18 protein-coding genes and 1 other RNA gene are annotated in these 20,562 nt (G+C 60.6%); 15 read left to right on the top strand and 4 right to left on the bottom strand.

What is annotated here, in order from left to right; genetic code table 11:
* Window positions 1–50 precede the first annotated feature (50 nt).
* The 7 genes from gatC (at window position 51) to I2G40_RS00940 (ending at window position 7,551) form a co-directional block, all read left to right on the top strand.
* Window positions 51–362 carry an Asp-tRNA(Asn)/Glu-tRNA(Gln) amidotransferase subunit GatC gene (gene gatC, locus I2G40_RS00910; protein ID WP_195543876.1) on the top strand — a complete coding sequence of 104 codons (312 nt, stop codon included), beginning with the start codon at window positions 51–53 and terminating at the stop codon, window positions 360–362.
* Entirely contained in the window at window positions 362–1,876 is a 1,515-nt protein-coding gene (gene gatA / locus I2G40_RS00915) for an Asp-tRNA(Asn)/Glu-tRNA(Gln) amidotransferase subunit GatA (RefSeq protein WP_195543877.1), read from the top strand. The genes gatC and gatA overlap by 1 nt, the downstream gene beginning before the upstream one ends.
* Window positions 1,876–3,552: an Asp-tRNA(Asn)/Glu-tRNA(Gln) amidotransferase subunit GatB gene (gene gatB / locus I2G40_RS00920; RefSeq protein WP_195543878.1), complete on the top strand. Its 1,677-nt coding sequence runs from the start codon at window positions 1,876–1,878 to the stop codon at window positions 3,550–3,552. The genes gatA and gatB overlap by 1 nt, the downstream gene beginning before the upstream one ends.
* A gap of 651 nt (window positions 3,553–4,203) precedes the next feature.
* Complete coding sequence (locus tag I2G40_RS00925) at window positions 4,204–4,449, top strand: DUF6110 family protein (protein WP_195543879.1); 246 nt, start codon at window positions 4,204–4,206, stop codon at window positions 4,447–4,449.
* A gap of 78 nt (window positions 4,450–4,527) precedes the next feature.
* Window positions 4,528–6,543 (top strand): heavy metal translocating P-type ATPase, encoded by a 2,016-nt coding sequence (locus tag I2G40_RS00930; protein WP_324252546.1) that lies wholly within the window; start codon window positions 4,528–4,530, stop codon window positions 6,541–6,543.
* Between the two features lie 142 nt (window positions 6,544–6,685).
* A complete protein-coding gene (locus I2G40_RS00935; RefSeq protein ID WP_195543881.1) occupies window positions 6,686–7,039 on the top strand; it encodes a hypothetical protein in 354 nt (117 codons plus the stop codon).
* Entirely contained in the window at window positions 7,036–7,551 is a 516-nt protein-coding gene (locus I2G40_RS00940; RefSeq protein ID WP_195543882.1) for a type II toxin-antitoxin system VapC family toxin, read from the top strand. Before I2G40_RS00935 ends, I2G40_RS00940 begins: the two co-directional genes overlap by 4 nt.
* A 58-nt stretch (window positions 7,552–7,609) precedes the next feature.
* Here the strand turns inward: I2G40_RS00940 and I2G40_RS00945 are convergent, their stop codons facing one another.
* A complete protein-coding gene (locus tag I2G40_RS00945; protein WP_195543883.1) occupies window positions 7,610–8,044 on the bottom strand; it encodes a hypothetical protein in 435 nt (144 codons plus the stop codon).
* Window positions 8,045–8,281: 237 nt separating this feature from the next.
* Here I2G40_RS00945 and ssrA point away from each other — a divergent pair.
* From ssrA to I2G40_RS00985, 8 genes are all read left to right on the top strand, one after another.
* Window positions 8,282–8,645: a transfer-messenger RNA gene (gene ssrA, locus I2G40_RS00950) on the top strand.
* A 395-nt stretch (window positions 8,646–9,040) separates the two neighbouring features.
* Window positions 9,041–9,919, top strand: coding sequence for a patatin-like phospholipase family protein (locus I2G40_RS00955; RefSeq protein WP_195543884.1), 879 nt, complete (start codon window positions 9,041–9,043; stop codon window positions 9,917–9,919).
* A 157-nt stretch (window positions 9,920–10,076) separates the two neighbouring features.
* On the top strand, window positions 10,077–10,520 hold the full coding sequence (gene rplM / locus I2G40_RS00960; protein WP_022094635.1) for a 50S ribosomal protein L13: 444 nt from the start codon (window positions 10,077–10,079) through the stop codon (window positions 10,518–10,520).
* Window positions 10,521–10,522: 2 nt separating this feature from the next.
* Window positions 10,523–10,918, top strand: coding sequence for a 30S ribosomal protein S9 (gene rpsI, locus I2G40_RS00965; RefSeq protein ID WP_022094634.1), 396 nt, complete (start codon window positions 10,523–10,525; stop codon window positions 10,916–10,918).
* A 123-nt stretch (window positions 10,919–11,041) separates the two neighbouring features.
* A complete protein-coding gene (gene glmM / locus I2G40_RS00970) occupies window positions 11,042–12,379 on the top strand; it encodes a phosphoglucosamine mutase (protein WP_006234694.1) in 1,338 nt (445 codons plus the stop codon).
* Window positions 12,380–12,480: 101 nt separating this feature from the next.
* Window positions 12,481–12,948 carry a PTS sugar transporter subunit IIA gene (locus tag I2G40_RS00975; RefSeq protein WP_306421699.1) on the top strand — a complete coding sequence of 156 codons (468 nt, stop codon included), beginning with the start codon at window positions 12,481–12,483 and terminating at the stop codon, window positions 12,946–12,948.
* A gap of 271 nt (window positions 12,949–13,219) precedes the next feature.
* Entirely contained in the window at window positions 13,220–13,948 is a 729-nt protein-coding gene (nagB, locus tag I2G40_RS00980) for a glucosamine-6-phosphate deaminase (RefSeq protein WP_152067340.1), read from the top strand.
* 448 nt (window positions 13,949–14,396) lie between these two features.
* A complete protein-coding gene (locus I2G40_RS00985) occupies window positions 14,397–17,396 on the top strand; it encodes an AfsR/SARP family transcriptional regulator (protein WP_195543885.1) in 3,000 nt (999 codons plus the stop codon).
* A 68-nt stretch (window positions 17,397–17,464) separates the two neighbouring features.
* Here the strand turns inward: I2G40_RS00985 and I2G40_RS00990 are convergent, their stop codons facing one another.
* The 3 genes from I2G40_RS00990 to I2G40_RS01000 form a co-directional block, all read right to left on the bottom strand.
* On the bottom strand, window positions 17,465–17,764 hold the full coding sequence (locus I2G40_RS00990) for a YhbY family RNA-binding protein (protein WP_117839974.1): 300 nt from the start codon (window positions 17,762–17,764) through the stop codon (window positions 17,465–17,467).
* 158 nt (window positions 17,765–17,922) lie between these two features.
* Window positions 17,923–18,870 (bottom strand): methyltransferase domain-containing protein, encoded by a 948-nt coding sequence (locus tag I2G40_RS00995; protein WP_195543904.1) that lies wholly within the window; start codon window positions 18,868–18,870, stop codon window positions 17,923–17,925.
* Window positions 18,871–19,127: 257 nt separating this feature from the next.
* Window positions 19,128–20,492, bottom strand: a complete 1,365-nt coding sequence (locus tag I2G40_RS01000) for a PFL family protein (protein ID WP_035136908.1) — start codon at window positions 20,490–20,492, stop codon at window positions 19,128–19,130.
* Window positions 20,493–20,562 lie beyond the last annotated feature (70 nt).

Raw genomic sequence — 20,562 nt, forward strand, 5'->3', positions numbered from 1 at the left:
GTTGCCTTGTATACTAGAGCGGTTTATCTGTTATGCGGAAGGGAGCGCCTATGGCACTCAGCGAGAAAGACGTGCGCGGCATCGCCAAGTACGCAAAGATCGCACTGACCGATGACGAGCTCACCCAGATGACGTCCTACATGAACGACGCCGTCCAGATGCTCGAGCCCGTCTTGCAATATGACTTGCCCGACGTGGAGCCCACGTTCCATCCCATCGGAAGCCTGTCCAACGTGATGGGCGACGACCTGCGCGAGCCCGAGCGCGACCTGCCGCTCGACGTTGCGCTCGAAAACGCCGGCAGCGCGCGCGACCGCTACTTCCGCGTGCCGTCCATTTTGGGAGAGGGGGAGAGCGAGTAATGGCGCTAAGCTTCGATTCCCTTACCGCCGCCCAGATTGCCGCGGGCGTTGCCGCCGGCGACTTTACCGCTACCGAGGTGGCCCAGGCCTCCCTTGCCGCCATCGAGGCGCGCGAGGGTGGGGTCCAGGCATTCCTGCAGGTGGCGCCCGAGCTCGCGCTCGAGGCCGCTGCGCGCGTGGATGCCGACCATGCCGCAGGCAAGACATTGCCCCCGCTCGCGGGCGTGCCGCTGGCCATTAAGGACAACATGAACCTCGTGGGCACGCGCACTACCTGCGCTTCTCGCATGCTCGAGGATTACCAGAGCATCTACACCGCTACCTGCGTCCAGCGCATGCTCGATGCCGGCTGCCTGCCCATGGGCAAGGCCAACATGGACGAGTTTGCCTTTGGCAGCTCCACCGAGAGCTCGGCGTTCCACCGTACCAACAACCCCTGGGATACCGAGCGCGTGCCCGGCGGCTCCTCGGGCGGCTCCGCTGCCGCCGTCGCCGCGGGCGAAGTCGCGCTTTCGTTGGGCTCGGACACCGGCGGCTCCATTCGCCAGCCGGCGTCGCTGTGCGGCGTGGTGGGCTTTAAGCCCACGTATGGCGCCGTGAGCCGTTACGGCGTGGTTGCCTTTGGCTCGTCGCTCGACCAGGTGGGCCCCTTTGGCCGCACGGTCGAGGATGTCGCGCTGGCCATGAACGCGCTTACCGGTGCGGGCCACGATCCGTACGACTGCACCAGCCGGGATTGCGCCGTCGACTTTACCGAGCATCTCAACGACAGCATCGAGGGCAAGCACGTGGGCATCATCCCTGCGTTTATGGAGGCCGAGGGCCTGACGCCCGAGGTCAAGGCCGCTGTTCAGCGCGCCGCCCAGGAGCTGCAGAACCAGGGCGCCGAGCTGGTCGAGGTCGACCTGCCGCACCTGGACGCCGCCATCGCCGCCTACTACGTCATCGGCCCGGCCGAGGCGTTCTCCAACCTGGCACGTTTCGACGGCATTCGCTACGGCTATCAGGAGGAGGGCTGCACTAACCTGTCCGACCAGAGCTCGCTTTCGCGCGCCCACGGCTTTGGTGCCGAGGCCAAGCGCCGCCAGATGCTCGGCGCCTACCTGCTGAGCTCGGGCGTGTACGACAAGTACTACTACGCTGCGCAAAAGGCCCGCACGCTCATCACGCAGGACTACGACGCCGCGTATGCCAAGGTGGACACCATCCTTATGCCCGCCTCGCCGCGTACGGCCTTTAAGTTTGGCGAGATCAGCGACCCCACGCAGATGTACCTCTCCGATCTGTACACTATCTCGCTCAACATTTGCGGCAACGGCGGTATCTCGGTGCCGCTGGGCCTGGGCGAGGACACCAAGCTGCCCGTTTCTGCCCAGCTGGTTGGTCCGGCCTTTAAGGACCGTCAGCTGCTCACGTTTGCCCGCGCCCTGGAGCGCGGCTTTGCCGATGCCGCCACGGGTGCGCCCGCGCTTTCCGTCGCGCCCGATTTTGCCGGGAAGGGAGGCGAGCTGTAATGAAGGAGCTTTCCGAGGTCCTGCAGGATTGGGAGGCCGTGATTGGCCTGGAGATCCATACCGAGCTCACCGCACTCGATACCAAGATGTTCTGCAACTGCAAGCTCAGCCACGATGACGAGCCCAACGCCAACGTGTGCCCGGTGTGCCTGGGCCTGCCCGGCGCCCTGCCGGTGCCCAACAAGCGCGCCATCGAGAGCATCGTCAAGGCAGGTCTCGCCACCAATTGCGAGATTCAGCGCCACTCGATGTTCTACCGCAAGCACTACTTCTATCCCGATATGGCCAAGAACTTCCAGACCACGCAGGGTCCGGTCGCCTTTGCCATGTACGGTCACCTTGATCTGGACGTGACCGGTCGCGGTGCCGCCGAGCGCCCCGATTGCGCGTTTGGCGAGGCCGAGGCTCAGAGCCTGGCGAGCGCTTCGGCCAACGCCGAGGGCCTGTCTACGTCCATGACGTCGACCATGCGCGAGGGCAACCAACGCGCCGGCCACCTGGCCAGCTATGACGCGTCCAACCTGCAGATGCCCGAGCGTCGCGAGGACGGTTCCTACACGGTGCCTATCCGCATCTTGCGTATCCATATGGAGGAGGATGCCGCCAAGATGGTTCACGTGGGCGGCGCCGAGGGCCGCATTACCGCCGCGGCCGAGTCGCTCGTCGACTACAACCGCTGCGGTACGCCGCTAATTGAGCTCGTCACCGAGCCCGACCTGCGTACGCCCGAGGAGGCTCGCCTGTTTATGGAGAAGCTCCGTCGCATCTTTGTGACGCTGGGCATTTCGGACTGCTCCATGGAGAAGGGTTCCATGCGCTGCGACGGCAACGTGTCGCTGCGCCGCCGCGGCGAGACCAAGCTGGGCACCAAGACCGAGCTCAAGAACCTCAACTCGTTTAAGAGCCTGCACGACGGCCTTGCCTACGAGATCTGCCGCCAGGCCGAGGTGCTCGAGGAGGGCGGCATCATCTATCAGGAGACCCGTCACTGGGAGCCCAGCCGCAAGCGCACCGTGGTCATGCGTGTGAAGGAGACGGCCGACGACTATCGCCTGTTCCCCGATCCCGACCTGGCGCCCTTCGATCTGGACGACGAGTTCATCGACCGTTGCCGTGGCGAGATCCCCGAGCTGCCCGATGCCAAGCGCGCCCGTTTTGAGGCAGACTTTGGCATTAAGGCGGCCGATGCCGAGCAGATTGCCGGCGACCCGGAGTTTGCCGACTTCTTTGAGGCCGCCGCTGCCGGTATGGCCGGCAAGGAGGCCCAGACGGTCGCAAACTTGCTGGTGAACGAGATGATCGCTTACCTTAAGGGCGCAGGCGTGTCGCTCACCGAGTCCGGCATCGCGCCGGCTCAGGTGGCAGCGCTGGCTAAGCTGCTGGCGACCGATGCCATCAGCTCCAATCAGGCGCACGAGGTCTTTGAGGCCATGGCCCAGACCGGTGACGATCCCAACAAGATCGTCGACGAGCGCGGTATGCGTCAGGTGAGCGATGCCGGCGCGCTGCAGCCGATCGTGGACGAGGTGCTGGCAAACTGTGCCGAGCAGGCGCAGCAGTATCGTGACGGCAACCAGAAGGTCATCGGCTTTTTGGTGGGCCAGTGCATGAAGGCGAGCCGCGGCAAGGGCAATCCGAAGCTCTTCAACGAGTTGCTGAGAACGTCGCTCTCGTAGCTGCGAGGCCGGGGAAGCCCCGAGTCGCCGGGGTATTTCCTCCAAATTTCAAACAGTCCTATGCAAGACGAAGGCCACATTTAGTGGCCTTCTTTGCATGCGGAACTCATTTGGAGCAAACACCCCGGCGACTCGGGGCTTCCCCGGCCAGACGACTCGGCCGTTCGGGTCAGGTGGGCTGAATGGAATAGAGTGAATGAGGGCGCCGTTGGCGCCCTCATTCTTTATGGATGTTGAAAACGAAGGTGAATACTTTTCCGCGAAGTGAACGACCTATTTTGGGCCCCTGAAACATCAACACTTTTCTGGCTCTGTTTCCTGCGGTTTTGTCGAGTTTTTCCTACGGTTTTGCTGGTGAAAAATGCAGATGTTTCGGGGGTCCGATTTCACTCGTTCACTTCGCGGAAAAGAATTAGACCTCGATTTGTTGGGTCGGGGGAGAGCCTTTCTTGGATGCCGGAGATGTACGTTGCGGCAGGCGGATCGCCAGAAGTCGGCTGTTCCGCGCCTCAAGATTTCCAAAAAGTTAACCTTTGTTGAACTTAATAGTTAGATAAACTAAACTATTTTCCAAAAGTGTGCTCGAGCAAACTTGTTTACTCGGGTGCTAAGGCACCGTGCCGCAGTTGTTGCGGAAAAGGGAGAGACATCATGAAGAAGTCCACGTTTAACACCCTGCTTGTTGGTGGCGGTTTTCTGCTTGGTACGGCCGGCATCAAGCTGCTCACCAGCGCTCCGGTAAAGAACGCCTGTGTGCAGGGCATCGCGTGCGGCATGCGCGTCAAGAACTGCTACCAGGACATGGTCGAGCAGGCCAAGGCCAATGTCGATGACATGGTTGCCGAGGCTGCCTACATCACCCAGAGCGAGGCCGCTGCTGACGAGGCAGTCGAGTGACGCTCCCAGGCACAAACTATGAGATTCTCGATTATTAGCGAGATCCCCGGCAGGACCCGTCTTCAATTGGCGGGTCCTGTGCCAGAGAGCGATCTCGATGCACTTCTTAAGCTTGGCGGCGAAATCGACGGCGTGCGCAAAGTGCGCGTATATGGCCGTATTGGCCAGATGGCGCTCGAATATGACGAGCAGTGTCGTGCGAGCGTGCTCGACGCCTTGGGCGCACTCGATGCCCAGGCCATTGCCGACGCAAAGACGGGTTACGTGATGCAGCTTGAGCCACGCAAGCACAAGCTCGTCATGGATCTTGCCACACTTATCGGCGCCCACTACGCGCGCCGTTGGTTCTTGCCGACGCCTCTGCGTGCGGTGTTTGTCGTGGCCGGTTACATGGCATTTTTGCGCGCTGCTCTTCATGAGCTGGCGCAGCCACGCCTGACCGTTCCTGTGCTCGACGCTTCGGCCATCGGCATTTCGTTCGTCAAACGTGATGTCGACACCGCGGGCCAGACAATGTTTCTGCTCAACGTGGGCGAGCTGCTCGAGGACTACACCCGCGCCATGAGCGAAAACGAGCTCATCAACTCGCTGCTCGATGTGCCCGACAAGGCGCAAAAGGTCGTTGGCGACACCGAGGTAAGCGTTGCCGCGACCGAGCTTGAGCCCGGCGATCTGGTCGCCGTGCGCACTGGCATGTCCATTTGCATCGACGGTGTTGTCGAGCAGGGGAGCGCTATGGTCAACCAGGCGACCCTGACCGGCGAGCCGCTTGCCGTCGAGCGCAGCGCAGGCGACGACGTGTTCGCCGGAACTGTCGTGGAAGACGGCAGCATCTTGGTGCGCGTGCGCGCCAATACGGCGCAAACCAAACTGCGCTCAATCGTCTCGCTCGTGCAGACGGCTGACTCGCTCAAGTCCGAGGGCCAGTCGCATATGGAGGACCTTGCCAACAAGATCGTCCCGTGGAACTTCCTGCTTGCGGGCCTTGTCGCGCTCACCACACGTAGCCTCATCAAGACCTCGGCGGCGCTGATGGTCGACTATTCGTGTGCGCTCAAGCTCACGGGTTCCGTTGCCGTCATGACTGCCATGAGCGACGCCGCCAAGATGGGCGTGATGGTCAAGGGCGCGAAGTACTTTGAGTCGTTTGCCAAGGCCGACACCATTGTGTTTGATAAGACCGGCACGCTCACCGAGGCGCAGCCGCGTCTTGCCTGCGTACTCACCACCGATGGCTGGAGTGAGGACGAGATCCTGCGCCTTTCCGCTTGCTTGGAGGAGCATTTCCCGCATCCGGTGGCGCGTGCCGTGGTCAACGCCGCCCGCGAGCGCGGGCTCGAGCACCGCGAGCGTCACGCTGCGGTCGAGTATATTGTGGCGCATGGTATCGCTTCGTCCATCGAAGGGCGTCGCGCGATTATCGGCTCGGCACACTTTGTGTTTGAGGATGAGGGCGCGCAGCTCGAGTCCGACATTAAGGAGCAAATCGAGTCCCAGATGCAGGGCCTGTCGCCGCTGTATTTGGCGGTCGATGGCACCGTTGTGGGCGTGCTCGGTATCGAGGACCCGCTCAAGGCCGGGGTCCGCGAGGCCATCGCCGACTTGCACGCGTTGGGCGTTAAGCACGTGGTCATGCTCACGGGCGACTCGGAGCGCACAGCCGAGCGCATTGCTCGCGAGGCAGGTGTCGACGAGTTTAAGGCCGAGCTGCTGCCCGAGGACAAGTACGCGTATGTGGAGCGCATTAAGGGCGAGGGGCGCCACGTTGCCATGGTGGGCGACGGCGTCAACGATTCGCCGGCGCTCGGTTTGGCCGACGTGGGGCTGGCCATGGGCGGCGGAAGCGACATCGCCAAGGAGGTCGCCGATATCATCCTGACCGATACGGATCTGGCCGCGATCGTGCGCCTGCGCCGCATGAGTCAGGGGCTTATCGACCGTCTGACGAGTTCGTATTCCAAGGTGATGCTCACCAACTCGGCGCTGTTGGCATTGGGCATTACCGGCATGATCACTCCGCAGACGTCGTCACTGCTGCACAACGGCTCGACGATCGCCTACAGCCTGGGCAACGCGAAGGCTTACCTGCGCTAGCAGACGTGTTCGCGCACGTTATCTGGCCTGCGCCCAGACGGCATCGGTGTCGTCCGGGCGCAGGCCTTTTGCATTTGACCATTTGCTAGCTTCTTTATATATTGTTGCTAGCAAGGCTAGCAATTGAAGAGAGGGGTTCGGCGTGGGTGCTGTTAGTAGCATGGCGCAGGTGAACGTTCGCGTGGATCGCCAGGTCAAGAACCGTGCCGAGGAGGCACTGCGGCTTTCGGGCGCCTCGCTGCCCGAGCTCATCAAAAAGGTCGTGGCCAAAGTCGCACAGGGTGGCGGGCGGTGTGAAGAAGTGCTGTCTGCCGTTGATGGCCGGCAACGGACCGTCGCGCACGATACTCCGTTCGCCGCATCATGGGCGGCGGCGGATCAGCTTTACGCGGACCTGGGCATCGCTACGTCGTCCGTGTCCGACGATCGCGATTGGGACACAATCTATTCCGAAGCCATGGATGAGCATTATCGCCAAAAGGGGATGATCCAGTGAGTGGGGCGCCTCTCAAGATCATGGTGGACGCCAACGTATGGGTCGATTCGTTTTGCGTTGACCATGCCGAGTCGCTTGCCGCGCGTGCGTTTATTGGGCAGGCGACGGAGACGGGGGCGTTGCTGTTCTTTCCGGTTCATATCGCCAAGGACGTGCTGTACGTTGTCCAACACGAGCTGAAGCGTAGCGTTCTTGCCAGCGGGGGAGCGCTCGACGAGGCGTCTGCCCGCGCGATTGGCGATGCGGCGCTGGCGTTTGTTCGGAATATGACCGAAAACGCTACGGCCGTGGGTGCAGATGCGTCGGACCTTTGGCTGGCCGACAAATACTTAGCGCTCCATCGCGATTACGAGGACAACTTGGTGCTCGCCGCGTGCAAGCGCGCACAGGTCGATTACTTGGTGACTAACGATCTCAAGCTGCTCGAACATGCCGATCTTGCAGCGAAGACCCCGCGCCAACTGATGCCGATTCTTGCTTTGGCCGAACGCGGCGGCGCGGCTATCGGTTGACGCGAACTGTTTGCGGGCCTCTTGGACGACGATGCGCCAAGGGACCCGCGTCTGCTATTTACAAAAGCTCGGCCTTAATGGTGGGACTTTCTGCGAGCTGCTCGGCTGCCTTTTCGTCGGAATCGTTTAGCGCTGCCAGGCTGCGGTAGACCCACTCGTTGACCTGGGTGTTTTTGACGCCTGCGGTCTGCATAAGGGCGCCTACCTCGCGGATTACTGCGAACAGATCGGCTTTGGGACCCGCGAGCTCGACCTCGATGCCGTGGTAGGCGGCCACGCCGCGGTTCTCGCTCACGTGGTCGATAAAGCCCTCGACGGTCTCAAGCTGCTGGGCGAGAGCTACATTATCGTCGGCGTCCAGCGCAACAAGGGCGTTCGATACCGTGAGGGCGGGATGTCCGCAGGGAACAAAGCCCTCGATGACATCCATAGCTTCGGTAATGGTTGAGCCCAGGCCTGCGAGGGCATTGACGAGTTGCTGCTTGGTATCCATAACGGTCCTTTCGACGGGTCAATTTTGCTTGGCGAAAATATACGTGACGAGATCGGTAGCAAAAGTGCGAAGTACGGCGCACATTGGGGTCTTCACAGCTCGTGCATAGAACAGCTGTCCGCTTTCAGAACGTGGTAAGATAACACTTCGCAAGCGGGGCTTGCCCCGCATGTTCCTTGAAAAGTCGACGGGTGTTGGGTGCTCGTGCCCAATGCCATCCAGACTTTCCCGACATTCGGGGGCGACTGGTTTCGACACGATAGCTCTGAGAGAGGAAGCAAGCCGAGGTCTCCTCGCCTCGTTAAACAGGGGTACCGTCAAATTGAATTGACAACAACTCTTCTTTTGAGCCTATGGCTCTCGCTGCTTAGTTTATAGCGGCGCGTCAACCCGGTGATTTCCCCGACACCGGCGCGACGTCATTTTAGGGGAATGCTCCTGCGCACGTAATCGGTATGGTGCAGGCTAAGACCGAACCGGTTAGGACGCCGCGAGCGTGTCGCTGCGCGCAAAGCGTCCGAGACTAAACCAGCGACTGAGCTTGGAGATGCCAATCAGGGAGCTTTCGTGGACCGGAGTTCGATTCTCCGCGCCTCCACCAATAGTTACAAGCAGGTAGGTAAACGCACCTACCTGCTTTTTTATTATTTATAGATACCGCGGAGAATCGAACTCTATGCAGGGCGCGAGCGTTAAGCAAACGCGAAGCGTTTGTAGCGAGCGGGCGAGGACGCCGGCAGGCGGCCGAAGCCGGTGCGTATTTGCGAAGCAAATACGCGGATTCTCCGCGCAAAGCCTCAACCCTATATAGATGCGATGTTATCGAATCTCGGCCTGCCATGCGCCGCATCAACGCAGACCGGGATGCACTTTCCCGGCGGCAACTCATACTCTGGGGTTGGCTTGACCGCCCCGCCCCCTCAACTCCAAAACCTGTGCGCTCTCCTCCGTAAAACTGGGTAGAAGAAGGCCAAAACGAAACAGCAGGAGGTCAACATGACTGCAGAAGATAAGGCAAAGAACGCCGGCAAAGTCGCGCTCGTTTTGGAGGGCGGCAGCTTCCGCGGGCAATTTACCGCAGGCGTGCTCGACGTTCTCATGGAGGCCGGCGTCGAGATCCCGGCGGTATATGGCGTATCGGCAGGTGCCCTCAACGGCGTGAACTACAAGTCGCACCAGATCGGCCGTGCCAACCGCATCAACCTGGCTTTCTGCAACGACAATCGCTTCATGGGCGCCGCATCGTTTGCGTCCACGGGCTCCATCGTGGGTTACGACTTTATCTTCAACGATGTCCAGGACCGCCTGGATCCCTTTGACAACGAGACGTTCGACGCGAGCCCCATCGAGATGTATGCCGTCGCGACGGACATGCTCTTTGGAACCGCCACGTACCTGCCGGTCAAAAGCGCCGTGCTCGACCTCGATGCCGTGCGCGCCTCGACGTCGCTACCGCTGGTGACGCCGCCGGTCGAGATTGACGGGCATAAATACGTCGATGGCGGCGTAGCCGATTCGGTCCCTATCGAGCACGTGCTGGAGGAGGCGGGCTTCGATCGCGCGGTCGTCATTGTCACGCAGGACCGCTCGTACGAGAAAAAGCCCTACGAGTTTATGCCCGCCGCGCGCGCCCGCTATGCCGACTACCCCTACCTGCTCGAGGCTATCGAGACGCGCCACGACCGCTATAACATCCAGCGCATGCATCTGTGGAAGTATGAGCGCGAGGGACGCGCGCTGGTCGTTGCTCCGCAAAAGCCGGTCGAGGTCGGCCACGTTGAGCACGATCCGGCAAAGCTCCTAGACTTGTATATTCAGGGCCGCCAGGAGGCAAAGCGCTTGCTGGGAGATATCGAGGCGTTTGTCGAGCGTTAGCGTCGCGACGTCATGACCCATGGACGACATGTGCAGAAAGTCTGGTCAGATCCAAAATACCTGTTGACTCGGGCGACGAGCGGGGTAATATGGACGGGTTACTTGCAGAGCCCCGTGAATCTCTGTAACAACACGTACTGTACATGGAGGAGTCTAAGTGATTTCGAAATCGACTCACTACGCCAAGCAGGGCGAGGTCCAGCGCAACTGGGTTCTCGTCGACGCCGATGGTGCTGTCCTGGGCCGTCTTGCCACCCAGATCGCAATGATCCTGCGCGGTAAGAACAAGCCCCAGTTCACGCCCAACAGCGACTGCGGCGACTTCGTTGTCGTCATCAACGCCGATAAGGTCCAGCTTACCGGTAACAAGGCCGACACGAAGACCTATTATCGCCACAGCGGCTACAACGGCGGCCTCAAGGCTGAGAGCTTCCGCCAGGCTATGGAGAAGCACCCGGAGAAGGTCATCGAGCGCGCCGTTCGCGGCATGCTGCCCAAGACCACCCTCGGCCGTGCCCAGATGACCAAGCTTAAGGTCTACGCTGGTGCCGAGCATCCGCATGCTGCCCAGAACCCCACGAAGATTGAGCTGGAGGCTTAAAGATGGCTGAGAACACCGTTGTCTACCAGGGTACCGGCCGTCGTAAGAACGCCGTCGCCCGCGTCCGTCTCGTCCCCGGCACCGGCAAGGTGACCATCAACAAGCGTGACGCCGAGCAGTATTTCGGCCGTCATCAGCTCGTTGAGAACGCCCTTGCTCCCTTCAAGGTGACCGACACCGCCGGTCAGTTCGACGTTATCGCTCTGTGCGATGGCGGCGGCATCTCCGGTCAGTCCGGCGCTCTGCGCCTGGGCATCGCTCGCGCTCTTCTGAACGCTGGCGACTACCGTGCTGACCTCAAGAAGGCCGGTTTCCTTACGCGCGATGCTCGCGTGGTCGAGCGCAAGAAGTACGGCCTCAAGAAGGCCCGCCGCGCTCCCCAGTTCTCCAAGCGCTAAGGTTTTATCTCCTTTCGAGATACAATGTACAAGCGGGGCCTGCCGATTCCTCGGCGGGTCCCGCTTTTCTTTTTCGACTAGGGTGGGCGGTTGCATATCGCCTGCTAGGGAAGGAGCGATCCTATGCCCCAGAACATCTTCGGTACCGATGGCGTCCGTGGCGTCGCCAATGCCGACCTCTCGTGCGACCTCGCGTTTCGCTTGGGCCGTGCGGCGACCAAGTTTCTTGGTCCGGATATCTGCATCGGCCGCGACACGCGCCTTTCGGGCACCATGCTCGAGAGCGCTCTGACCGCCGGCATTATGGCCGAGGGCGGCCGTCCTCATTGCTGCGGCGTTATCCCCACGCCCGCCGTGGCGCTGCTCACTGTTCAAAACGAGCTCGATGGCGGCATTGTCATCTCCGCTTCGCACAATCCGCCGGAGTTCAACGGCATCAAGTTCTTTAGCCGCAAGGGTATGAAGCTTCCCGATGCTGTCGAGGAAGAGATCAGCGCCTGGGTCATGTCCGAGGAAGCCATGGCTGCCGACACGCTGCCGACCGGCGCCGGTGTGGGCCACATCATCAAGATGAAGGACGCTCGCAAGGCATACGTCGACCACGCCATCGATACGCTCGATGGCCTGAGGCTCGACGGCCTAGTCGTTGCCGTCGACTGCGGTCACGGTGCTTCCTGCCAGACTACGCCCGCCGCGCTGCAGCGCCTGGGTGCCACGGTCCATGCCATCAACACCGATTACTGCGGCACCGACATTAACGTTGAGTGCGGCTCTACGCACCTCGAGCCCCTGCGCGAGCTCGTGCTGCGCACCCATGCTGACATCGGTCTGGCCCACGACGGCGACGCCGACCGCGTGCTGTTCGTGGACAGCGAGGGCAATGAGATCGACGGTGACTACATCCTGGCTATCTGCGGTTCTGACCTCGCCGCTCGCGGCAAGCTCGCCAACTCCGAGATCGTCTCGACCGTCATGTGCAACCTGGGCTTCTCCATCGCTATGAAGGAGCAGGGCTTCGAGATGGTTCAGACCGCCGTGGGCGACCGCTACGTTTTGGAGCGCATGCTCGCGGACGGCGCCGTCATCGGCGGCGAACAGTCCGGCCACATCATCTTCCTGGAGCACAACACCACCGGTGACGGCTTGGTGACGGCTCTGCAGCTGCTGGCCGTGCTCAAGCGCACCGGTCGTACCCTCACCGATCTTGCCGGCATCATGAAGAAGTACCCGCAGGTACTCGTCAACGTGCATTCCGACAACAAGGCTGGTCTGGACGATTGCCAGCCCATCTGGGATGCCGTTGCTGCTGCCGAGAAGGAGCTTGACGGCCGCGGCCGCATTCTGGTGCGCCCGAGCGGCACCGAGCCGCTGGTCCGCGTGATGGCCGAGGCCGAGACGCACGAGCTGACCCAGCGCGTTGTCGACGACATCGTCGAGGTTGTCAAGCGCGAACTTCCCTAATGGTCAAAAACCGTTGCCAAGTGGTAAACTGTTAAGGTTATTTTGATTGATTGGTATGTCCGAGGGGGAGCATGTTCACTAAAGTCCTAAGGTCTTTTGGTATGCGTGGTCGAGTCCTTACGCTGGATGCTCCCATCTCGGGCGATGTCATTCCGCTTTCCGAGGTAAACGATCAGACGTTTGCCACCGGCCTTTTGGGCCAGGGCGTTGCCATTCAGCCTACGGGTACGCGCGTGATCGCGCCGGCTGATGCCAAGGTCGAGGCTATTTTTCCCACGGGACACGCCGTTGCGCTTAACACGGTCGATGGCTTGGACGTGCTCATCCACGTTGGTTTGGACACTGTTCAGCTCGAGGGCAAGCACTTTACCGTACATGCGCAAGTGGGTGACATCGTCCATAAGGGCGATGTACTCATTGAGTTCGATCGCGAGGCAATTGCTGCCGAGGGCTACGATGTGACGGTTCCCATCTTGGTATGCAACTCCGTTGAGTTCTCGAGTATCAAGGGCTCCGTTGGTGTGCATGTCGAAGAGATGGACCAGCTCATCGTTGCTCGCGAGCGCTAGCAAGTGCACGTGGCCATTAGCCTACAATTCAAACACGTTTACGGAGGGCGCCCTTGAAAGAGGACGCCCTCCGTGGCAAGATGGGATTTGTCCGAAGCCAAACAGCTTCGGGTCACCGTGGACGGGCAGGGGCCTCGACGCGGCTAGACACGAGACACATACATTACGCGACCTCGCCCTGGTGGCCGCACACGTTGGTTGCGGCCGACGCGGGCCGCGGGCAAGTGCTTGTAAGGGAGCCTTGCCTCTCTTGTACGAGAAAGGACGCGTAATGAAGATCATTAAAGCTAAAGACTACGAGGATATGAGCCGCAAGGCCGCTAATATCATCTCGGCCCAGGTTATCCTCAAGCCCGACTGTGTGCTGGGCCTTGCCACCGGCTCCACCCCGATCGGTGCCTACAAGCAGCTCGCTGCTTGGTACAAGAAGGGCGACGTCGACTTTGCCGAGGTCAGCACCTACAACCTGGACGAGTATCGCGGCCTTTCGCACGACGATCCCCAGAGCTATCACTACTTCATGCGTGAGAACTTCTTCGATCACATCAACATCGACCTTAACAACACGCATGTGCCCGATGGCTCCAACCCCGACGCCGCCGCTGCCTGCTCTGAGTACGACAAGATCGTCGCCGAGGCCGGTTACCCGGATCTGCAGCTGCTCGGCATTGGCAACAACGGCCACATCGGCTTCAACGAGCCCGATGACCACTTCTCCAAGGGTACGCACTGCGTCGACCTCACCGAGAGCACCATTCAGGCCAACAGCCGCCTGTTCGACAGCATCGACGATGTTCCCCGTCAGGCCTACACCATGGGTACCCAGACCATCATGTATGCCCGCATGATCCTGGTCGTCGCCAACGGCGAGGCCAAGGCTCAGGCCGTGCATGACATGTGCTATGGTCCGGTTACGCCCGAGTGCCCGGCTTCGATCCTGCAACTGCACACCAACTGCGTTGTCGTTGCCGACGAGGCCGCCCTTTCGCTCTGCGAGTAGCGCGAATCCTGCAGCTCGACATAGCCTTGCCTAAGGCCTCCGCTTTGCGGGGGCCTTTTTGCTATCCCTTTTTGCCCACTTGACCAAAATCTTGCCGCAAGCTTGACGAATGCCGGATGTCCAACAGCTTGATTCATTCTATACCAGATTCTATGCAAAAATGCCACTAGAAGGTCGTAGACGGTAGCGGGTGCTAGGCGAGTTGAATGACATGGCTGAACCTTGTTCATCTGCGTTACACTGCCGCTTAGATGGGACAAGCTGACAAGCTCATTTACCTGCTTAAAGACCGATTAGTCGGGGGATTAATAACAATCGGCCCTCGCTGTACAAAAACTTGCCGCTTGCGTACCAAAAGACAACCTAAAACACAAGGGCGCTCTATTCATAGCGCGGCTTGTATGGTCTTGCGGCTACAGTGTCCATACGGTCGAGTGGAGGAGCGGGCATGGTAAACGATTTGAGCGGTATAGACGAGCTCGAGCTGATGCCGTTGGGCGGAGGCTATATGGTGCGACGCGAACGCTTGATGAATGAGCTTATCGCCAAGGGCCGAAAGGCCGGCATCGTGGTTCTTTATGCGCCCGACGGGTTTGGGAAGACCTCGGTGCTGCTGCAGTACACCCATGAGGTTAAATGCGACCCGACGCGAGGCCCCGTGCGGATTATCGAGGCCGATCGTGCCATTGGGCGCGAGGTGTTTATGCAGCTCGAGGTGGTTACCGAAGAACTAAAAGACAAACCGCACTCCCTTATCGCGATTGATAATGTGCCAAACCTCGATCAGCACGATACCGAAGACCTCATCGACAGGATTCGCGGTCTGCGCGCTATGGGGGTAGGGGTCTTTATCTCCTGCCGTCCTTCAAATCGTCAGCTGATTCATGGGCTGGGCGATTCGGTTAAGATCAATGCGCAGATGCTCAAGGTGCATGCCTATGAGTATTCGGCGTGGGCATCGGCGTTTTCGATCAGCACATCGCTCGACTTTTATCAGCTCACGCAGGGCGTGCCCGAGCTCGTTTCGGCATTGCAGACAGGTCTGTATGGCCAAGGCGACGTAGCCGGCCTGCTCGAAAACGAGATTGTCAACGTATATGGCGCGGCACTTGTCGATCTGGCTTCGCTCGACAATAATGCGCTGTTTTGCGTGGCATGTCTCATGGTTTTGATGGGCGAGGGCAATATCTCAGAACTCGAGGCCTGCGGGGTGAGGCTGTCGATGGTCGACCAGTCCTACTTTGTACGCGACTACCCGATCTTTGGCTTGGATCCCGCCGAGCGGAGTTTTACGTGTCTGGGCACGGAGGATAACGGACGCTTGCGCTTGCGTAAGTTGGTGGCCGAGGTTCGCCCCGAACTTGTTCCGAGGGCGGCCCGGATTTTGCTTAAGGCGGGCCGATGCGATGCGGCGATGGGCCTGGCGGACGCCTTTTTGGACCGTGAGGCGGTCCTTGAACTTGCTGGGCAGTATGGGGTCGATCTTGCTCTGACGGGCCACGGGGCCGATATCTGCCGAGCAGCGCTGGGCACGATCGATGCCGACGATCCGGCTCCAGAGCCAACGCCTGCCGAGGCGCTTGGCGTATATCTGGCAGCGGTCAGCGTGTCCAATACAAAGCTCGCTCGCTATATGGCATCGGTCATCGAGCGCGGGGGCGAACGGGCGGCCTGCGAAATAGACCCTGTTTCATGGAGAGTGGCCCAGACACTGACGGCTGTCTGCTATGGGGACAACGGGCTTGGGCTCCCTACGAACCTGGCCGTGCCAGAAATCGAGACATCCCATACCGCACTCGATATGTTGTCTGCGCATATCGAGGTCAAGCGATGCCTGACCGAACGGGGAGATGACGGCGGCGTTCTACAGCAGCTCAAAACGAGCAAGGCCTACGATTGCGAGCTCGACATCGCGGGGATTGTTATACGGGCCGATAGCATGCTGGTGGAGCTCTTTGACGGGTCGTTTGCGGGAACCGACGAGCGCGACGACGAGATGACGGTGGTGCGGGAGGCGCTCGACGTACGTGGGCTTAAGGCGATGGCTATCTGGGTGCGCATGGTGTTGGCGGCACGCCGGCTTCTTTCCGGCTTGCCGGTAGCCGACGACGCGGCGTTCAACGAGCTCGATCGTTTTGCCGTGCGCATGCGCGACAACCAGATTCAGCTGTTTGGCCTGTTGCTAGAAGGTTGGCAGTCGCTGGCAGAGGGACGGCCGGTTAATGCAAAGTTCCGTGCGGTCCAAGTGCTCAAACTTGCCGAGGAGTCGATTGCGTACATGCGCGATAACGCATTGCTGCTGGAGCGCGTGGCATATCTGCGTAACACTTCGATGGTTTCGGTGCGCGAGGAAGCGGAGCTACTCGATATAAGCCAGACGCAGGTTGGTGGCGCAGAAGCCTGGACGGTGGCGCTGCATTTGGCCTGTGCGGGCCGAGACAGCGACCTTGCGGCCTGGATGTCCATGAATCGTACGGGGATTCTAGAGCCATCGTATCGGCTCTTTGCGCGCCTTGCCATGCATTGTCTGGGCGAGCCGGCGGCCAGGATACGCAAGAAGCTTCCCGTGCGCGAGCTGTCGCGGTACTCGCTGCGCGACGATTTGGAAGGGGAGGGCGAGCGCCTATTCCAGGCCGGCGAGGTTGAAGCCGTTGATACCATCGACCATATCGAGATTCGCATGTTTGGTGCGTTTCGCGCCGAGCGCGACGGGTTTCCCATCACGGACAAAATGTGGCGCCGCAAGAAGGCGGCGACGCTTGCCGAGCGGCTTGCGCTGGGCATGGATGCGCTCGTCGATCGTGAGACGCTGGCCATGGAGCTGTGGCCCCATGCCGAGTTCAATAGCGCCCGCAACAACCTGTACTCGACGATATCGCGCTTGCGGTCGGCTTTGGGGCCGACGCCGGATGGCAAGTCATGCGTGCTCATCCAAAATGAATGCATTGGGCTCAACGGCGACTACGTCAAGACCGATGTACGGCTGTTTGACCAGATAAGCCGCGAGGTTTTGGGAAATCGCACGGGTGCGCGCGGGCCCCATCTGGTCGAGTTGTGCCTTAAGATTGAGCAGCTTTATGCCGGACCGTTGTATGTTCCCAATGGCTGTAATCCCACCTACTTTTTGCGCATGCGGCGCATTATGCAGTCAAAGTACATCGATTGCATGATTAAGGGAGCAAATGCCGCTCTAGAAGAAAACGATCTGCAGTCGGCGATTTGGCTGGCGGAGTCGGGGCTTCGGCAGGAAACGGCGCGTGAGGATATGGTGCGCTGCGCCATGCGCGTCTACAGTGCGGCGGGGCGACGGCGCGATATCGTCGAGCTGTACAGCGGGCATATGCACCATCTGAGGGAGCAGGTCAATGGCGTGCCCGAGCCCGAGACGCGGCGTCTATACGAGCGCTTGGTGGAGGGGCGGCTCAATCGCGTGCTGGTCGAGCGATAAAAAACGGGCGCCCGAAGTACTTGGGCACCCGTAAGCTTGCTATGTGTTGGCTCGCCGATCACTGGCTCTTAGACGAGCTTGATCTTCTCGATGTCCTTGCGCGAGGACTCGCGATACAGCGAGAACTTGCGGCCGATAACCTGGACGACATCGGCGTGGCAACGCTCGGCGAGCTCCTCGGCGGCCTCGCGGGCGGAAAGGCTGGAGCCATCGAGCACGGAGCACTTAACGAGCTCGTGCTTCTCTAGGTAGGCGACCGTCTGCTCGACGGTGCCCTCGTTGACGTCGGACTTGCCGATGATGATGGCGGGGTTGAGGTGATGGGCCATGCTGCGAAGCTGCTTGACCTGTGCTCCTGTCAGTGCCATGGGTTCTCGCTTTCTATGTATGGGGCGCCCCGCGACGGGGCCTTAATCTACGTGAGCTGTCCCACGATAGCGCAGGAACGGCGTGGTGTGGAGCGCGTTTGCCCAGTTCAAAAAGAATGCGGATGCCGAGTGAGTGGGCGGTGCGGGCTGCGAACAGGCTATGAGCTGGGCGCAGAGACCGGCTCCCATGCAATAAACGCCCAACGAACCTTGCGGACATGATCGAGCATATAGCGCCCCTGCGGCACGCCCTTGGAGCCCGGCTCACCGGCATGGGGATTCTCGATCATGTGCTGGGCGATGTAGTCGCGCAGACGGTCGACCTTATCCTCGTTGCCATGCTCAAGCATGCGGGAGAAGTCTGCCACACCTGCCTCAAGGCTATCGAAGGTATCGCGACGAGGCGATTCAAAGTACGTAACCTGCGGCAGGGCGCCCATTTGAATGAGGATGTTGAAGGCGTACACAAAGCCATTACTGCAGGTAACCGAGGCGCCGATGGCGTTCATCACGTGCAGGTCGTAGCGCGGGCTGGAGTTGGCGACCATCGTGACAGCACAACGCCGGCGAGCCGTGCGGTCGAGCTTGGCAAGCGCGCCTTTTAGGTTGGTCGTGGTGACAGAGCGACTGGCAAAGGCAACATCCACCGCTTTCGCGACCGGTCCAACCAAATCCCAATCATCATCCCAAGCAAGCTCAAGCGGCGTAATAAGATCTTCGAGCCCGTAATACTCAATTCCGGCATCAAGCGTGCCCAACATGGCAGGAGAGAAGTCGGCAGCAATCACGGAATGCCCAGCCTGAGCAAGCGGAATAGCAATCGACCCAGCCCCACACCCCATATCAAGCACCGACTCACCAGGCTCAAGCGCCAACAGCTTTATAAAATCCCGAGCATAAGGGGCAGTCTCCAACGGCCGAAAATGCCGAGCCCGCTTATCCCATTCAAAAGAATCATCAGCCCGTCGCCGACCAGCTTGCAGGCGCATCCATTCGCCATTCCAATCCGCAGAAAGCAGCTCAGAACGAGTATCCCCATCAACCACGGGCCAACCTCCTAGCAACAAAAAAGCGACTCCCCCCAAAAGAAGAGCCGCAACCAGCATATACCAGAAAAGAACCGTTCCAATGCCAAACCGCCGCACCAGCCAAGTGGTGCAGGAGCGAAGCAACTGCAACCGGGATAGACCCCAACTGAGGTCCCGTTGTGCGGGAGCCCCGGGGAGGGCAAATATATAAGGTCGATCGCGAGTTCCGCACGAGCCGGAGAGCACTTAATGTGCTCTCCGTGCGAGTCAGGACTGTCCGAGCAGGCGACCTTATATATTTGCCCTCCCCGGGGCTCCTCGCCAGTCCCCCTCAGCTAGTTCTTGAGCGAGTTCAGCGGAGCCGGGAAGCGTCCACCGCGGTGGGCAAGCACGGTGCCGGCGTTGGGGTTTACCGGCATGATGGGCGCACGGCCAAACAGGCCGCCGTACTCGACGCAGTCGCCCACGCCCTTGCCGATGGCGGGAATCACGCGCACGGCCGTGGTCTTGTTGTTGATGACGCCGATGGCCATCTCGTCGGCGATGATGCCGGCGATGGTCTCGACCGGGGTGTCGCCGGGGATGGCGATCATGTCCAGGCCAACGGAGCACACACAGGTCATGGCCTCGAGCTTCTCGAGCGAAAGCGCGCCGGCTTCGACGGCGGCGATCATGCCGGCGTCCTCGGACACGGGGATAAAGGCGCCGGAGAGACCGCCCACGCTGGAGCTGGCCATGACGCCGCCCTTCTTGACGGCATCGTTGAGCATGGCGAGCGCACAGGTCGTGCCCGGGCCACCGCAGGTGCCCACGCCGATGATCTCGAGGATACGGGCAACGGAGTCGCCGATGGCAGGCGTGGGAGCCAGCGACAGGTCGACAATGCCCTTCTCGACACCCAGACGATGGGCGGCCTCGCGGCTCATGAGCTCGCCGGCGCGGGTGATCTTAAAGGCGGTCTGCTTAATCTTTTCGGCGACTTCCATCATCGATGCGGAATCGGGCAGCGTCTCCAGGGCTGCGGCCATAACGCCGGGGCCCGAGACGCCTACGTTGATGACGGCGTCGGCCTCGCCACCGCCGTGGACGGCGCCCGCCATAAACGGGGAGTCCTCGACCATGTTGGCAAAGCAGACAAACTTGGAGGCGCCAACGGAATCCTGGTCGGCCGTGAGCTTGGCGGCGTCGATGATGGTCTGGGCGGCCATGAGCACAGCGTCCATGTTGATGCCGGCGCGCAGGCTGGCGACGTTGACGCTGGAGCAGACGCGGCTCGTGGTGGCGAGCGCCTGGGGGATGGACTGGATGACGCGGCGGTCGGCGTCGCCGATGCCCTTCTGGACGAGTGCGGAGAAGCCGCCCAGGTAGTCGATGCCGAGCGTCTCGGCCGCGCGGTCGAGGGCATGCGCGATGGGGGTGAGGTCCTCATCCTTGCAGCATGCGGCGATCTGCGCCACCGGGGTGACGGAAACGCGCTTGTTGACGATGGGGATACCGTACTCGCGCTCGAGGTTCTCGGCGGTCTCGACCAGATGCTCAGCCGTGTGCGTCACGTGGTCGTAGATCTTCGTGCACATGCGGTCGAGGTTCTCGTCACCGCAACCCATGAGCGAAACACCCATGGTGATGGTCCTGATGTCGAGGTTCTGTTCCTCAACCATGCCGCGGGTTTCCGCGATTTCTGCGGGCGTGATCGCCATCCTTGCGCTCCTATCTGCCAAAACGAGCATAATCTTATCTATTCTAACGTGCCGCACGTGCCAAGTGGCG

The organism is Collinsella aerofaciens (assembly GCF_015558785.1).
Classification (GTDB): Bacteria; Actinomycetota; Coriobacteriia; order Coriobacteriales; family Coriobacteriaceae; genus Collinsella; species Collinsella aerofaciens_P.